Origin of the sequence: Aerococcus viridans (assembly GCF_002871935.1) — a bacterium.
Classification (GTDB): domain Bacteria; phylum Bacillota; class Bacilli; order Lactobacillales; family Aerococcaceae; genus Aerococcus; species Aerococcus viridans_B.
The window spans coordinates 18,784-35,598 of sequence record NZ_PNHQ01000003.1 but is presented as its reverse complement, the minus strand read 5'-3'; the positions used below and the strand labels follow the sequence as shown (position 1 = coordinate 35,598).

Annotated in this window: 12 protein-coding genes and 2 pseudogenes; 12 read left to right on the top strand and 2 right to left on the bottom strand. The window is 39.0% G+C overall.

The window, feature by feature from the left end; translation table 11 throughout:
* The first annotated feature begins 466 nt into the window (after window positions 1–466).
* From CJ191_RS01790 to CJ191_RS01745, 10 genes and pseudogenes are all read left to right on the top strand, one after another.
* Window positions 467–1,687, top strand: a complete 1,221-nt coding sequence (locus CJ191_RS01790; RefSeq protein ID WP_070468231.1) for a 3-phosphoglycerate dehydrogenase family protein — start codon at window positions 467–469, stop codon at window positions 1,685–1,687.
* A gap of 136 nt (window positions 1,688–1,823) precedes the next feature.
* Window positions 1,824–2,708, top strand: coding sequence for an ROK family protein (locus tag CJ191_RS01785; RefSeq protein ID WP_070468229.1), 885 nt, complete (start codon window positions 1,824–1,826; stop codon window positions 2,706–2,708).
* A gap of 424 nt (window positions 2,709–3,132) precedes the next feature.
* Window positions 3,133–5,924 (top strand): annotated as a pseudogene (locus tag CJ191_RS01780) (cation-translocating P-type ATPase).
* Between the two features lie 205 nt (window positions 5,925–6,129).
* Complete coding sequence (locus tag CJ191_RS01775) at window positions 6,130–6,492, top strand: putative DNA-binding protein (RefSeq protein WP_102198800.1); 363 nt, start codon at window positions 6,130–6,132, stop codon at window positions 6,490–6,492.
* Between the two features lie 56 nt (window positions 6,493–6,548).
* On the top strand, window positions 6,549–8,003 hold the full coding sequence (gene ffh / locus CJ191_RS01770) for a signal recognition particle protein (RefSeq protein WP_102198799.1): 1,455 nt from the start codon (window positions 6,549–6,551) through the stop codon (window positions 8,001–8,003).
* A gap of 139 nt (window positions 8,004–8,142) precedes the next feature.
* Window positions 8,143–8,430 carry a 30S ribosomal protein S16 gene (gene rpsP, locus CJ191_RS01765; RefSeq protein WP_070468224.1) on the top strand — a complete coding sequence of 96 codons (288 nt, stop codon included), beginning with the start codon at window positions 8,143–8,145 and terminating at the stop codon, window positions 8,428–8,430.
* 20 nt (window positions 8,431–8,450) lie between these two features.
* Window positions 8,451–8,696: a KH domain-containing protein gene (locus tag CJ191_RS01760; RefSeq protein WP_070468285.1), complete on the top strand. Its 246-nt coding sequence runs from the start codon at window positions 8,451–8,453 to the stop codon at window positions 8,694–8,696.
* Window positions 8,697–9,592: 896 nt separating this feature from the next.
* Window positions 9,593–10,168 carry a ribosome maturation factor RimM gene (gene rimM / locus CJ191_RS01755; RefSeq protein WP_102198798.1) on the top strand — a complete coding sequence of 192 codons (576 nt, stop codon included), beginning with the start codon at window positions 9,593–9,595 and terminating at the stop codon, window positions 10,166–10,168.
* A complete protein-coding gene (trmD, locus tag CJ191_RS01750) occupies window positions 10,168–10,905 on the top strand; it encodes a tRNA (guanosine(37)-N1)-methyltransferase TrmD (RefSeq protein ID WP_102198797.1) in 738 nt (245 codons plus the stop codon). Before rimM ends, trmD begins: the two co-directional genes overlap by 1 nt.
* Before the next feature lie 120 nt (window positions 10,906–11,025).
* The gene (locus tag CJ191_RS01745) at window positions 11,026–11,463 is read left to right on the top strand and encodes a DUF2188 domain-containing protein (protein WP_102198796.1); all 438 of its coding nucleotides are present in this window, start codon (window positions 11,026–11,028) and stop codon (window positions 11,461–11,463) included.
* 69 nt (window positions 11,464–11,532) lie between these two features.
* Here CJ191_RS01745 and CJ191_RS01740 read toward each other — a convergent pair.
* Window positions 11,533–12,606, bottom strand: a pseudogene (locus tag CJ191_RS01740) (pyruvate kinase).
* Window positions 12,607–13,332: 726 nt separating this feature from the next.
* Here CJ191_RS01740 and rplS point away from each other — a divergent pair.
* Window positions 13,333–13,692: a 50S ribosomal protein L19 gene (gene rplS, locus CJ191_RS01735; protein ID WP_059348695.1), complete on the top strand. Its 360-nt coding sequence runs from the start codon at window positions 13,333–13,335 to the stop codon at window positions 13,690–13,692.
* 102 nt (window positions 13,693–13,794) lie between these two features.
* Entirely contained in the window at window positions 13,795–15,072 is a 1,278-nt protein-coding gene (locus tag CJ191_RS01730; protein WP_257994099.1) for a ClC family H(+)/Cl(-) exchange transporter, read from the top strand.
* Window positions 15,073–15,245: 173 nt separating this feature from the next.
* On the opposite strand, the gene CJ191_RS01725 is transcribed toward CJ191_RS01730, so the two are convergent.
* Window positions 15,246–16,661 (bottom strand): aldehyde dehydrogenase family protein, encoded by a 1,416-nt coding sequence (locus CJ191_RS01725; protein WP_102198795.1) that lies wholly within the window; start codon window positions 16,659–16,661, stop codon window positions 15,246–15,248.
* Window positions 16,662–16,815 lie beyond the last annotated feature (154 nt).

Sequence of the window (16,815 nt, the reverse complement as noted above, 5' to 3'; positions counted from 1 at the left end):
TTTGTTATCACTCCGACGATTTACTCCAGTGTTCTGAGTCTGAGCGCCTTTTGTTACACTTTCCCTCAAACTCTCTGATATGGGGCAGACATCCTTTTTCACTGCTAAGGCATGCTAGGTAGTTTCAGCCTCGGCTTTACCTTAGCTCATTTTGTTAGCTAATCATGCTTTTAGAATTTAGTTTTTGCTTAGCGTTAAATTTTACAAAAATGATTAAATTAATATTTACTAAAATAGCTATTGATACACTAGGGAAATGATTGACTTGCTATTATTCTTCCAAATTTAAAAATTGAATAAGCAATTACCTGTCTAATTATACTTTATTGAGGGATAATCGAATTTTAATGGCTAGATGGTAAAATTGTTTAATTTTAATTTTTGTAGAATAAATCATATCAATAATAATAGTCAAACATATATCAAGACATTGTCCCTGCTTTAAGGTATGGAGGAATTTAAAAATATGGAATTAAAAGAGAAAGTTTATCAATTAAGGACCTATAATGCGATTGCAGCTGAGGGTATGGCGCGTTTTGAGCGAGAGAAATATGCTATAAATGAAAATGATGATCCGGATGCATTAATTTTACGTTCTAAAGATTTGCGTGATATGACCTTTAACGATTCATTAAAAGCGATTGCGCGTGCTGGTGCGGGTACTAATAATATCCCAACTCAACGTGCTACTGAGGCAGGTATTGTGGTCTTTAACACACCAGGTGCAAATGCGAATGCGGTGAAAGAGTTAGTATTAGCTAATTTATTATTATCTGTTCGTCCCATTATTCAAGGACATGAATGGATTCAAAACTACAAGTTTGGTCCAGATGATGATGTTGAAGCGATTGTTGAAGCGAATAAGAAACAATTTGCTGGTAATGAATTAGAAGGAAAGAAATTGGGTGTTATTGGTTTAGGTGCTATTGGGGCCATGATTGCTAATGATGCTTACCGTTTAGGCATTGAAGTGTACGGTTATGACCCATATGTATCTGTAGATACAGCTTGGAGTATTTCTCGTCGTGTTAACCGTGTGATGGAATTAGAAGATTTATTGAAAACCTGTGATTTCATTACTGTTCATGTACCTTTAATGGATTCAACTCGTGGTATGATTGGTGAGCGTGAGTTGGCTATGATGAAGGAAGATGTCCAATTATATAATTTTGCTCGGGGGCCAATCGTAGATAAAGCGGCAGTTTTAAAAGCCGTTAATGAAAACCGTATTGGAGGTTATACTACGGACTTTGCGGATGCAGATTTATTACACCATGAAAAAATCCGTGTGTTACCACACTTAGGTGCGTCTACTGAGGAAGCAGAGATCAATTGCGCCCGTATGGCAGCTGGAAACTTAAAACGCTTTTTACAAACTGGGGATATTGTTAATTCAGTTAACTTCCCATCTGTACAAATGAGCTTTAACTCACCAGTTCGTATTACAATCATTAACCGGAACATTCCAAACATGATTGGTAAGATTTCAACCTTTGTTGCAGAACAAGGAATGAATATTGCGAATATGGTGAACCGTGGTCGAGGGGACTTTGCTTATACATTAGTAGATTTAGAAGAATTAGACCATGAAAAAGTGGCTAATTTGGTTGCGAAGTTAAACGAAATGCCAGAAATTGTTCGTGTCCGAGCAATTGAGCATCCTGGTCAATTTTTTGAAGAAGCTTAGCTAATAGTAGATAGTATAAAAATATTTAACCAAATTTGAAGAGAGGTGATGGCAAAAGTGTCATACCTCTTTTTTACAATTGTAGAAAGTATTGTATAATGTTGGAAACGATATCAATAATTGGAGGCTTTAAACGATGACAAAAGATTTATTATACGGCGGTATTGAGGCTGGTGGGACGAAATTTATCTGTGCAGTAGCTGACCAAGACTTGAATATCATTGATCAAGTACGGATTGATACAACAGTTCCAGAAGAAACGATGGGTGAATTAAAAGCCTTCTTCGATCAATATGAATTGGCAAGTTTTGGGATCGCATCCTTTGGACCAATTGATGTGAACCATGATTCAGCAACTTATGGTTACATTACCTCAACACCCAAGTTATCTTGGCAGAATTATGATTTTGTTGGGCAAATGCAGACGTGGTTTGGCGATAAACCGATTGCTTGGACGACTGATGTGAACGGGGCATCACTTGCTGAAAACACGATGGGTGCAGCAAAAGGGGCTAAATCTTGTCTTTATTTAACGATTGGGACTGGTGTTGGTGGTGGATTCTCTATGAATGGGGAAATTTACCATGCATATAGTCACCCTGAGATGGGCCATATTAAGGTTGCTCAAGATCCGTATGACCACTTTGAAGGGGCTTGTCCTTTCCACGGTAATTGTATTGAAGGATTAGTATCAGGACCAGCGATTGAAAAGAGAACAGGCATCAAGGGTGCTGATTTACCTGCTGACCATGAAGTTTGGGATTATGTGGCAAATTATTTAGGTCAAGCCATTGCTAACTATACCTTAACTTTAGCGCCAGAACGCGTAATATTAGGTGGTGGTGTAATGCATCAAGCGCAATTATTGGATAAGATTCGTACACAAGTGGCTAAAGCGGTTGCTAATTATGTGGAATTGCCAGCTATGACAGATTATATCCAGTTACCAAAGCTTGGTGATGATGCTGGGATTACAGGGGCATTGTTGTTGGCTAAGCAAGCTTTAGCGAGTGCTGAGTAAATCGAAGGTGAGACAAAAGTCGTTAAGCATTGACGTACTGGACCAAAAGGCGAACAATAATGAAATATTATTGGAGACATTTGGGAAGTATCGGACAATGCTGACTTTTGGAATCCAATGATAAACGTTCTTATATAGTAAAGAGAGGCTGAGACATTTTGTCCCAGTCTCACCAACTAAAATAGTTACGCAATTTTACAAGGGCATGCGGTAGATTTTTAAGTAGCAGAAAATTTTATAAAAAATATTGAGGTTGGAGGGAACGCTTCCAACCTTTTTATCTTGGGAAAATACCTATTTATATTTTTTTATTATACCTAATTAATAAGTTATCGGTAGCCTTTATGACTTTTAATGAATAAAATATTATGTTAACATGATTTACAAATAGAGTTGAAAGTTCTATTAAAGAAAGGAAGAGGCGATGAGTAAAAACATTTATCAAAAAAAGTTACAAGACGTCATCGATGAATTAGAAACATCGAAGACTAAAGGATTGAGTGACCAAGAAGTTTCTGAACGTTTAGAAAACTATGGGGAAAATAAGTTACAAGAATCGGATAGTAAGTCTAAGTGGGAGATCCTATTAGATAATTTAAATAATATTATCGTTTATTTACTAGCCGTCGCAGCCATAATTTCAATCGCAATGGGTGATTGGATTGAAGCTATAGCCGTGATGCTGGCTGTTCTTATTTCGGTTTTGACTGGATATTTTGTAGAAATTAAAGCGCAAAAGTCTGTAGAAGCCTTGCAGGATATGGTCAATACTAGTGTACATGTGATCCGAAACGGGAAGAGGTTGAGATTGATTCTTCTCAATTAGTCCCAGGTGATGTGATGGTTCTTGCTGAAGGAGATGCTATTGCAGCAGATGGTCGTTTATTAACGAGCAACAACTTTGCTGTGATGGAAGCTTCATTGACTGGTGAGTCTGAAGCGGTAGATAAGGATCCAGAAGCGACTTATGATGAAGAAGCGTCTATTGGTGACCGATTAAATATGGTCTTTTCAGGTACTGCAGTGACGCGTGGTAAGGCGCAAGTTGTTGTAACTGGTACAGGAATGGCAACTGAAGTTGGCCGTATTTCTGAAATGATGACCGGTGACAAAGATCAACAAACGCCTTTAGGTAAAGAAGTTGACCAGCTGGGGAAAGCCTTAATTTTTGTGGCATTTATAGCAGCAGGTCTAGTCGTTGCTATCGGTTTATTTAATGGTAATCCAGTGAATGAAATCTTACATATTGCGGTTATTCTAGCCGTAGCAGCGATTCCAGAAGCTATGCCAGCTGTTCAAACGATTACCTTATCAAATGGTATGCAGACGATGGTAAAGCACCAAGCTTTAGTTAAGACACTTTCTGCAGTGGAAACCTTAGGGTCTACGTCAATTATTGCGTCAGATAAGACCGGTACTTTAACAGAAAACCAGATGATGGTTGAAAGTTTAATTATTAAAAATGATAGGCAATATGAAGTTTCAGGGTCAGGCTATACCCCTGAAGGCGCTATTACACAAGATGGGGAAAAAGTAACTTTTGAGATTGAATCAATTGAAGATGTCGACAAGTTAGATGATGACAAAGCGATGATATTGAAATTGATTACGGATGGTTACTTATCATCTGATGCTCGCTTAATTGAACGGGATGCCGTAGTAGATGGTGAAGAAGAAGCAGAGTTGGCAGATGAAGATGAAGACAATCAAGATCCTTATACGATTAAAGGTGACCCAACGGATGGGGCTTTAACAGTTCTGGGCCATAAAATTGGTTTATCACCTCAGTGGGAAAGGGATAATGACTATCAACTTGTTGCAGAAATCCCATTTGATTCTGAAAAGAAATATATGGCAGCCCTTTACCATTTTCCAAATGATATTCACCGTTTAATTGTGAAAGGTGCGATGGACGTTGTCCTAGATTTAGTGGCCACTGAAAAAGATGAAGTTGATTTCTGGCAAGTGAAGAATAATATTTTAACAGAAGATGGCAACCGCGTGATTGCGCTTGCTTCATATACGGTTAAAGATCAAGCTGAAGCGGATGAATTAGCTGACGACATGGAAGCGTGGTTAGAAAATCATACGAATACTTTAACGATTGATGGTTTATTCGGTATTATTGATCCACCACGTCAAGACGTGAAAGATGCTGTCGCCCAAACACAGGCGGCTGGTATTCAGGTGAAGATGATTACGGGAGACCACCCAAGAACTGCTTCGGTGATTGCGAGTGATATTGGGATTGAAAACCATGAAAATACCATGACTGGTAAAGAATTAGATGCTATTCATGAAGATAAAGACTTTATTGATAAAATTCGTGATGTCGCTGTTTTTGCCCGGGTTTCACCGGAAAATAAATTGCAGATTGTTCGTGTCTTCCAAGATGAAGGGGATGTTGTGGCGATGACCGGTGATGGTGTCAATGATGCACCGGCTTTAAATGGTGCAGATATCGGTGTAGCTATGGGTATTCGTGGTACCGAGGTTGCTAAAGAAGCTTCTGACATGATTTTAACCGATGATGCTTTTGGGACAATTGTAGATGCTGTTCGTGAAGGCCGAATCATTTTTGAAAATATCAAAAAGTATATTTCCTTCTTATTCGCTTGTAATATGGTAGAAATTGTTGCGATTTTATCAACAATTGTCTTCATGTTACCAATGCCAATTCAACCACTACATATCTTATTCTTAAACCTACTAGTAGATATTGGACCAGCAATTGCTCTGGCTTATGAAAAAGCAGAGAACAATGTCATGGATCATCCACCAAGAGATCAAGAATCTGGTTTAGTGAATAAAACTTTCTTGAGTCGCATCATTATTTCAGGTGTCATTATTGGACTAGGTGCATTTGGCGTATTCTTCTTATTCCATAACATATTTGACATGGGATTAATGTATGCCCAAACAGCCACCTTTACCTACATGGCGATAGCACAACTATTCCATATCTTGAATGTTCGTCGTTTAAATGGTTTTGGGTTAGATAAAACCTTCTTCCAAAGCAAATTATTACTTGCAGCAATTGCTTTCTCAGTTGTGTTACAGTTATTGGTTGTTTATCTACCCTTCTTAAACAATGTCTTTGGGACAGAACCGTTGACGCTTGTAACTTGGGGTATTATTCTTTTAATCGTGCTAGTGATTACGGGACTAGTATATATCGTGAAAAAATTAGCTGGATTTAAAGATCCAAAAGCTTAACTATTCAATAAAATGGAAAGGTCGGGGGCTATAATGTAGTCCTCGATTTTTTCTTATTTTATCGTATATAAATGTTGACGTTAATTTGTCAAAGGGCGTGAATCGACTTGGGACGTTTCGTTGATTCAGTGAGTTTGATAGTGTATACTAAACACTTGTAAAGGAAAACTGCTTGACAAATTTTAGACAGATAGAAGAGGATTAGATGGAGATTCAAAAAACAAATGAAATGAATACCCTTTTGATTTTCTACGGGGATTTATTAACTGAAAAACAACGTGTTTATATTGAACTGTACTATGCTGAAGATTTTTCTTTAGGAGAAATCGCAGAACATTTTGATGTGTCAAGACAAGCAGTTTATGATAACATTCGACGGACCGAAAAAAGTTTGTTGAAGTATGAAAATCATTTGCATTTAGCGCGTGATTATTATGCTAGAGGAGCAGTAGGGGAAAAAATGGCCTCTTATGTAGCAAAAAAATACCCTAATGATACACAGCTAGCGGACTATATGAAGCAATTCATTGCAATCGATAACCGTGATGAAGCAAATGAGGAATTTTAACAAATCACCATCCGAATTGAATGGCTAAGATGAATAAATAAGGAGTGTTATTAAGAATGGCTTTCGAAAGTTTATCGGATAGACTACAAGGCGCTGTCCAAAACATGGGGAAGAAAGGTAAGATTACCGAGGGCGATTTAAAAGAAATGATGCGTGAAGTACGTCTAGCTTTATTAGAAGCTGACGTAAATTTCAAAGTAGTGAAGAACTTTGTTAAGCGTGTCAATGAACGTGCGTTAAATAGTGAAGTATTACAATCATTATCGCCAGCGCAACAAGTCGTTAAAATTGTAAACGATGAATTAACTGACTTAATGGGTGGAGAGCACGAAGATATTCAATTTGCAACCGCACCACCAACAGTAATTATGATGGCTGGTCTTCAAGGTGCTGGTAAAACCACTACTGTTGGTAAGCTAGCAGCCTTTTTAAAGAAAAATGATCACAAGAAACCATTATTAGTAGCGGGGGATGTCTACCGTCCGGCTGCTATTAACCAATTACAAACAATTGGTCAACAATTAGATTTACCAGTCTTTACTTTGGGTGATCAAGTTAGTCCGGTTGAGATTGCTACTAAAGCAATTGAACATGCTAAAATGAATGGTCATGACTTAGTATTCATCGATACAGCTGGTCGACTACAAATTGATGAACGATTGATGACTGAGTTAAAAGATATCAAGGCGGCAGTGGAACCGGATGAAATCTTACTAACGGTTGATTCAATGACTGGTCAAGAAGCAGCTAACGTTGCCAAGGCCTTTGATGACGAGTTAGATATTACTGGGGTTGTCTTAACTAAACTAGATGGTGACACTCGTGGTGGTGCTGCATTATCTATCGTTTCTGTAACTGGTAAACCAATTAAATTTACTGGTACTGGTGAGAAATTAACTGAGATTGAGCGTTTCTATCCAGACCGTATGGCGAACCGTATCTTAGGTATGGGGGATATGTTAACCCTTATTGAGAAAGCACAAGCGGAGTTTGATGAAAATGAAGCAGAAGCGATGGCAGCTAAGATGCGTGAAAATACCTATGACTTCAATGACTTCATGAAAAATATGGACCAAATGAATAAGATGGGTTCAATGAAAGATATCTTGAAGTTAATTCCAGGAATGAATAAGTTGGGGAATTTAGATGATTTGAATATTGATCCAAAACAAATGACCCAAACCAGAGCGATGATTCAGTCGATGACGCCATTTGAACGAGAAAATCCAGATTCAATTAGCCAATCTCGTCGTCGCCGAATTGCAAAAGGTTCAGCTACTACATTACAGGAAGTGAACCGGTTGATTAAACAATTTAACGAGTCACGTAAAATCATGTCAGCGATGTCTAATGGCAACATGGGTGCCCTTCAAAACATGATGGGTGGCCTAGGCGGTGGTGGCTTCGGTGGATTTGGTGGCGGCGGTAACCGCAACAAGAACCGTGTCGCTGAATTACAAGCCAAACAAATGGCTCGTAAACTGAAAAAAGCAAAGAGAAAAGGGAAATAAGGTCATTTATAAAATTAATTCCCCCTGTAAAGAGAAAATACTTTACAAGCTGATGAAAACTTGTTATCATGTTTACTTGTGATGAGCTTTTAAGGCTTTAAATATATAAAAATACTTAATTTTTAGGAGGAACTTACTCATGGCAGTAAAAATTCGTTTAAAACGTATGGGTGCTAAACGTAACCCATTCTACCGTATCGTTGCAGCAGACGCACGTGCACCACGTGATGGTCGTATCATTGAAAAAATTGGTACTTACAACCCAACAACTCAACCAGAAACTATCGAATTAGATGAAGAGTTGGCTTTAAAATGGTTAAAAGATGGTGCGCAACCAACTGATACAGTTCGTGACATTTTATCTCGTCAAGGCGTTATGAAAAAACATCACGAAAGTAAATTAGAAGCTAAATCAGCTAACAAATAAGCGTAAACACTATGAATGATATGCCAAACATTGAAGATTTATTGTTAACAATTGTAAAACCATTGGTGAATCATCCTGATGAAGTCCAATTGAACATTGTTGATGGAGATGAATTTTTAGAATACCATTTGTTGCTACATCCTGATGATGTTGGCCGGGTGATTGGCAGGGGTGGCCGCGTTGCAAACGCAATCCGTACAATTATCTATTCAGTTCGAGTAGAAGGACCAAAAAGAATTCGCTTAATAATAGATAAAGAAAACTAAAAAAGGATGTGACAAATGTCGTTTAGACTCGTAATAGTGGAAGGATTAGACGGAGTGATTGAAAATCATGTAGCCTAATCCTGAAGTAGCACGAGTCTGACATTTGGAGCTCAACTTCACAGGATGTGAGCTTTGGCGCTCAGGCAGGTACCACTGGAAGGAATATGTCGTAGCAAGTTTACTTGCTACAAATATTTCTGAAGTGGAGACCGGACTGCCAAAGCGAACTCAACTTCACAGGGTGTGAGAGTCGACGTTCAGAAAGAAAACGTTGGAAGATTAGCGCAGTGACTGACAAAGTCAGTTACAAACTAATCTGAAACGCAGTTCTTTCTGGAGACACGAACCCGACTAAATAGGATGTGAGACAGGGCGTTTAGACAGGAGACGATGGAAGAATAGTGCCGTATCACACAAAGTGTGATGCAAACTATTCTGAAGCGGACACCTGTCTGCCCTAGCGAACTCAACTTCATAGGATGCGAGCTTTGGCGCTTAGGCAGGTACCACTGGAAGGAATATGACGTAGCAAGTTTACTTGCTGCAAATATTTCTGAAGTGGAGACCGGACTGCCAAAGCAAACTCAACTTCACAGGGTATGAGCGTCGCACCTATTTATACGATGTTTGCAACAAAGCAATCCGCTTTTTGAGGGCGTGGACAGAAATGTCTGCGTCTTTTTTATGGCATTTTAAGGGCATTTTTATTGGCGCAATGCCTTAGGATTTATCGTGTTATCTTGGTTTTTCTGGTGTATTCATGTAAAATAAGACTGACGTTTGACCATGGTAGCTTTTTTGGTTACAGTGGTCGCTAGAAATGGGTGGCGTGTCCTTTTTTCAATTATTGGTTTAAAAGTTGGCAGATAGGCACGTAAGAAGGGATGGCAATAGATATGGTGAAGATTGAGGGCATGGCTGAAGAACAGTATTATTTGGTCGGGAAAATTGTGAATACGCAGGCCTTACGCGGTGAAGTACGGGTAATGGCGATAACTGATTTCCCAGAAGAACGTTTTAAAATAGGGTCTACTTTGGCGATTTTTAATGGTGATAAATTGGTGGAGAATGTTGAAGTAGATGGTCGCCGCCTGCATAAAAATTTCAATCTCTTACATTTTAAAGGTAAGGATCATATTAATGATGTGGAGAAATTTAAAGGTTTTGACCTGAAAGTCGCTGGGGCTGAACGTGAAGCTGACCAGTTGGATGAGAACGAGTTTTACTATGATGATATTATTGGTTTAGAAGTATATACTACGGACAATGACTATTTAGGTAAGATTCGTGAAATTACGTCTTTACCATCGAATGATGTGTGGGCGATTCAACGTCCAAATAAAGGACAAGATATTTTGATTCCTTATATTGAAGATATTGTATTAGAGATTGATTTGGCTGGTAATCGCGTGGTGATTGAACCGATGGATGGCTTAATTGAAGATGTGGACACAGAAAAAGGTGACGCCTAATGCAGATTGATGTCTTAAGCCTTTTCCCGGAGATGTTTGAAGGGCCAATGAATACGTCGATTATTGGGAAGGCCCAGGAAAAAGGGGTAGCCAATATTGATATTACGGACTTTCGTAAGTTTGCAGTAAATAAACACGGTCATGTGGACGATTACCCATATGGCGGTGGTGCTGGGATGTTGCTTCGGGTTGACCCGATCCATGATGCTTTAGAAGAAATTGAGCGTAAGCATCCTGATACCAAAAAACGGGTTATTTTGATGGATCCAGCTGGTGAAACGTTTACGCAAAAGCATGCGGAATCATTTGCAGAAGATGCGCATTTGATTTTTATTTGTGGCCATTATGAAGGCTATGACGAGCGGATTCGGTCATATGTAACCGATGAGATTTCAGTTGGAGACTATGTGCTCACTGGTGGCGAATTAGGGGCTATGATTGTGATTGATGCGACTGTTCGTTTGCTTGAAGATGCTGTTGGAAACGAAGCGTCTATCACTGGTGATTCTTTCTCAACTGGACTACTAGAATACCCACAATATACGCGTCCAGCTGAATACAAAGGGATGAAGGTGCCGGATGTGCTAATGTCTGGGAACCATGCTAAGATTGCGGATTGGAAAGAGAAAGAATCTTTACGCCGGACCTATGAACGCCGTTCAGATATGTTGAAGAACTATCCATTAACGCCCAAGCAAGCGAAGTGGCTTGAAGAAATTAAAGCAGAAACTGAGTAGGGCTGTTTGTTAGCGTGGTCTATTGTGTGGGTCCCAGTTTCATGCTAGATTGAACATGGCTATCCTTTTTATTTATTCCCTATTCTTGATACAATATGAGTTAAGGATGGAGATGATGTTATGCCATGGAATATGCAAGATTATCCTAACAACTTAAAAAATTTTGATGAGGTTGAACGTAAGAAGATCATTGAGATCATGAATGCTATGGAAGCTGCGGGTTACAAGGAGGAAGATTTAATCCCAATTGCGATACAGCAAGGGAAAGAATGGTATCAGAATGCTTCTGATAAAGAGATTTCGGAAGTTAAACATGCAAGCAATCCTAAAAAGAGCGACAAGCATGATACTGAATCGGCTAATCCTGAATTGATGGATGAAGACGTGCAGGTGAAGTTTGATCATGAGCTTGAACAATGGCAAGTGATTACCGTGAAGGCGGAACGCGTTGCGGATACTTTTGACTTAAAAGAGGATGCTGTGAAGCGGGCTAAGGAAATTGCTGATAACAAAGGAACCAAAGTCATTGCTTATACCAAGGATGGTAAGCGGCAATAAAAGTCAAAATATTATAGTTAGACATCATAAAACACCTACCTTTAGGATATTAGAGGTAGGTGTTTATTTTTATTCGAAAATGGTATTGGCTACGTTCAATTGTTTCATTAATGGTGTCTTTTTGAATTGGTGTTCATCAATGTCTGCTAAAATTGACCGTAAAAGATTGATTCCTTCAAGGATATGTTCACCTTTATTTAACATGACACATTCAGCTCGTGACCCCATAGATACATCCGAAATTTCAGCTCTTGAAGGTACGCCGGATTTTACCAAGGACTCAAGAACCTGGGTGGCCCAGATTACAGGGATTTGCGCAGCTTCGCAGAACCAAAGGATTTCTTCTTGAACAACAGATAGTCGTAGATAGCCAACTTCTACAGCTAGGTCTCCTCTAGCAATCATAATGCCTGTTGGTCGGTAGCGGTTAGCCTCGATGATGATATTGATGAGATTCTCAAATCCAGAAATGGTTTCTAACTTGATAGTAGCTAGTTTATCTTGATCTTCACTTACTTTTTCTGCCATTACTTGGTTAATATGGCGAACGTCATCCAAATTGTGGACGAAGGAGAAGCCAATCACGTCAGCAGCTTCTTTTGAAAAAGCTAAGTCGTCAATGTCTTTATCGGTTAATACAGGGATATTCAATTCACGGTCAGGAAAGTTGATCCCTTTTGTCGCTTTTACTTTCTTACCATTTGATGCCATTTGGGTGATGGTAATTTTTACCCCTTCAGGATAGACTTTTTAGACTTTACCTTGAATTTTCCCATCATCAAGGGACACCACTTCATCAACCTTTAAATCTTGAATCAGTTCTGGAATTGGACAGGATAAGACTATTTCACAGTCATAAAAGTCCTTTAACACCGTATCACTCGTTAGGAAGAAGACATCCCCTTCATAAAGCTTAGGATTTTGTAAAGTGGTATAGATAGCTTGGATACGCACTTTAGGACCAGCGATATCAGTGAAAATTTTAATATCGCGCTGGTATTTCTTGCCAGATTGATGAATATTTTTGACCATTTTCCGCCAAGTAGTTACATCATCATGGGCACAGTTAATACGGGCAACGTCTAAACCAGCTTTCACCATGCGGTCTACTAGGTCTTGGTCAGTGGCGGCTTCATTGGGCATGGTAACCATGATACGGGAATAGCGGTCTTTAGCGCCTGGGCCAAAGAAATCATTGGTGAGTTGGTCAAGTGTAGAGCCGTGACCTTGACTGGTTTTGGTCATATGTTCAGGAATATCGACTGCGGGCATGTCCGCGCTTTTTGCTAAATGATAAGCGACTAAATCAAGGGTAGATAGTACATGTCCTTCAAGACGACCGAGTGAAGAAAGGCCCAGATTTCCTAGTTTTAATTGTAAGTCGCGAATATCACGGCGACGAAGGGCAACATAATAGGCAAAATTTAAGGCTGCTTCCTTAAAATCTTCACGGAGGGTGGCAGGATTCCAAGATGTATAAATTTGTTGCCCCTCTTGGTAAACGGTTTCACGTAAGTCGGCTACTTCTAAATATAAATCCTTGTAAATATTGTTTACTTGTTGTTTGTCATTTGTCATTACGAGATCTCCTTTATCTATTCTGTAACCGTTTCCTATTCATCTATTATTGTATCGTGAAGTGGCGTAAGGAACAAATATTTGTATAGTGAGGGTGGGAGATTTTCCCTTATTAATACCTATGACATTATTACTTGTTAATAACAATTTATATCAAGAAATGTTCAACTTTCTATTTACAATAAGTGATAGATTTGTTACAATATTTAAGGTGTTGTTTGAACACATACTTTATGATATTCCGCTGTGGCAAAATTGTCATATGAGTGTTGTTGAAAGGAGAGAATCTACATGAGTAATTTAATTGATCAAATCACTTCAGAACAACTACGTAACGATGTACCTGACTTCCGTCCTGGTGACACTGTTCGTGTACACGCGAAAGTTGTTGAGGGTGAACGTGAACGTATCCAGTTATTTGACGGTGTTGTTATTCAACGTCGTGGTGCTGGTATCAGCGAAACTTACACAGTTCGTAAAATTTCAAACGGTGTTGGTGTTGAACGTACTTTCCCAGTACACACACCACGCGTAGCTAAAATTGAAGTATTACGTGAAGGTAAAGTTCGTCGTGCTAAATTGTTCTACTTACGTGACTTACATGGTAAAGCTGCACGTATTCCAGAACGTCGCCGTAACAAACAAAAATAAGGCTACTGCAGTAGCTATACAGAAAATCCCGATCGAGCTTATCCTTGGTTGGGATTTTTTTATTTGGGAAAGAAAATAAATGCATTATTGTGAAGAAGGGGTATGGTTGTGATGCATGAAGGGCGATTGAATTATCGTTTGGTGTTATTGAGTGTTATTTCAGGTATCCTAGTGGGCATTGTTGTTTCATTATTTAGAGTCGCTATACCGTTTTTGATGGGGCTAGTAACGTGGCTTTTAAATTGGGGACAGGCTTCAATCGGTCATAGTTTTTTATTTATACTGGCTTTAGGATTGATTGGTTGTTTCGTGGCTTGGACGGCACAAAGAGAACCTATGATTGGTGGATCAGGTATTCCACAAATTGCTGGAAAGTTGAGTGGGCAGTTAAATTTTTCTTGGCCATCTGTTTTATTTTATAAAATAACTGGTGGATTACTCGCGATTGGGTCAGGACTTACACTAGGGCGAGAAGGACCCTCAGTACAAATTGGGGCAGCCATAGGTCAGGGAGTAGCAGAGGTGACTAAATCATCTAAAGAATCTACGAAATATTTGATTGTCGGCGCTGCAGGAGCCGGTTTGTCTACAGCTTTTAATGCCCCTGTATCTGGTATTATTTTCTGTTTAGAGGAATTATTGAAGAAGGTTACCCGTCGTGGTTTTCTATCTGCCACTTTAACGATTATTACTGCAACTCTCGTATCGATTGCGTTGATTGGGAATGATGCTGTGATGACGATTCCTCGAGCCTTACGGGTGGAAATGGCAACTTATCCGTATTTACTAATTTTAGGGGTATTGTTAGGTTTATCAGGTGTGTTGTTTAATACCGTTATCTTATGGTCTAAAGCGATTTATCGTCATTGGCAGCTAGCATCTTTTTGGAAAATGGTTTTTCCTTTCCTCATCACAGCCGTGGTATTGTTATTTGATGCGCGGTTAATTGGTTCTGGTGAACAATTGATTCTATTACCATTTTTAGACAACCCTAGCGTATTAACACTGGTTTACTTATTCGTGTCAAAAATACTGTTACTTGGTGTGGCTTTCGGGTCAGGAATTCCAGGGGGGATCTTTTTCCCGTTGTTATCTCTTGGCGCTTTAGTAGGGAATATTTATGCGAGTGGATTGCATGCCTTAGGTCTAGTGGACGCGTACACGATTATGGTCTTTACTGTCATTGCGATGGCTGCGCATTTTGCAGCGATTGTACGTGCGCCATTAACGGGTATTTTCTTGATTCTAGAAATGACAGGGGGATCTATCCAGTATCTACTCCCAATTGCCATTGTCACTTTTATTGCTTATTTCGTGGCAGAAATATGTCAATCTAAACCTGTATACGAATCATTATTAGGGTTGATGGTGAATGATTGAGAATAGCGTCTTTGGTGTAGGCCTTTAATCGCAGAACATGGCTTTGATGGCCTTATATTTTTCAAAGGTATATCACTAAAAGTTAAAAAACAGCTACTAAGAGATTGATATCATCTAGTAGCTGTTTTATTTATCTAAAATTTGCTTATTTATTTTTTCTTAGATATAGTTCTTTAATCTTCTAAGAAGATCGCTTTTGTTTCTAAGTAGTCTTCAACACCGTATAGACCGTTTTCGCGTCCTAATCCGGATTGTTTGTAACCACCAAATGGGGCAAGGGGATTACGTCCCGCTTTATTCACAAAGATATTTCCAGTGCGTAATTGCTTAGCGACTTCATAAGCTCTTTCATCTGGTCCGACTACAGCACCTGAAAGGCCGTAAATTGAGTCATTAGCAATTTCAATAGCTTCTTCTTCAGTTTCATATGTGATGATGGCGAGTACAGGACCAAAAATTTCTTCTTGGGCAATCGTCATATCATTTGTGACATTTGTAAAGACAGTAGGTGTTACAAAATGACCAGTTTCGCTGGCTGGTTTTTTATCACCGACTAAAACCTTTGCGCCTTCTGCTTTACCTTTTTCAATATATTCGAGCGCAGTTTGTTTTTGATTAGCGGATACCATTGGCCCTACAAGGGTATTTGGATCAGCAGGGTCACCTAAAATAACATTCTTTTCATAGTAAGATTTTACTTCTGCTTCCACATCTGCTAATTCGTCTTTAGGAACCAATAATCTTGTCAGTGCAGTACAAGTTTGCCCTTGGTTATTTAAAATCGTCCCCATGGCTTTTTTAACGGCAAAGGATAAATCGCCACCTGGTAAATAAACGAGTGCTGATTTGCCACCTAATTCAAGAATGATATGTTTAATACCTTTAGCAGCGTTTTCATATAGTCCTTGACCAACTTCGGTTGACCCGGTAAAGGAAACAACAGCAACATCTTTATGTTCAGCTAGATAGTTCCCAACACCGCTACCGCTACCAAGGATTAGGTTGAATACCCCTTTTGGAAAGCCTACTTTTTCAGCTAATTCAAATAGTTTTACTGCAGTGAGTGGTGTATCAGATGCTGGTTTCACAACTACGGTATTCCCAGCTAATAGTGCAGGGGTGATTTTTCGTTGGATTTGATTTAACGGGTAGTTCCAAGGAGTAATTGCTGCAACTACACCATATCCTTCTTTAATGACTTTAGTGTTTCCAACTTGGTTAGTTAAGTCGTAGTCTTTGATTGCCTCTATTGTGGCAGACATTTCATCAATGGCTAAACCAACTTGTCCTGACTCAGAGAAGGTCTTGGCAGCACCAAATTCTTCAACAATAATATCTCGTAATTCATCTTTGTGTGCCTTAATTTCAGTTAATAATTTTTCTACATAACTGGTTCTTTCCTCAAGGGATAATTTATTCCAAGTAGGGAAGGCTTTTTTTGCGGCTTCAACTGCTTGGTCAACATCTTCATTAGAAGAGTATGCGACTTGGGCAATGGTTTCTTCAGTTGTTGGGTTTTCTACGTCTTTGAATTCATTATTGGTAGGGCTTGTCCACTCACCATTAATGAAATTAGTATATTGTTTCATGAGAAATCCTCCTTTAAGCTCTTGCCTATCTACCTTACATGATAAAGGAGATTTGAAAAGCTGGCTAGTAAAATGAATTGGCACTAGCCTATATTACATCCATAGTGCGGTGAAAAAGGCTTTTTATTTTAAAAAGAACGGTAATCGATTACTT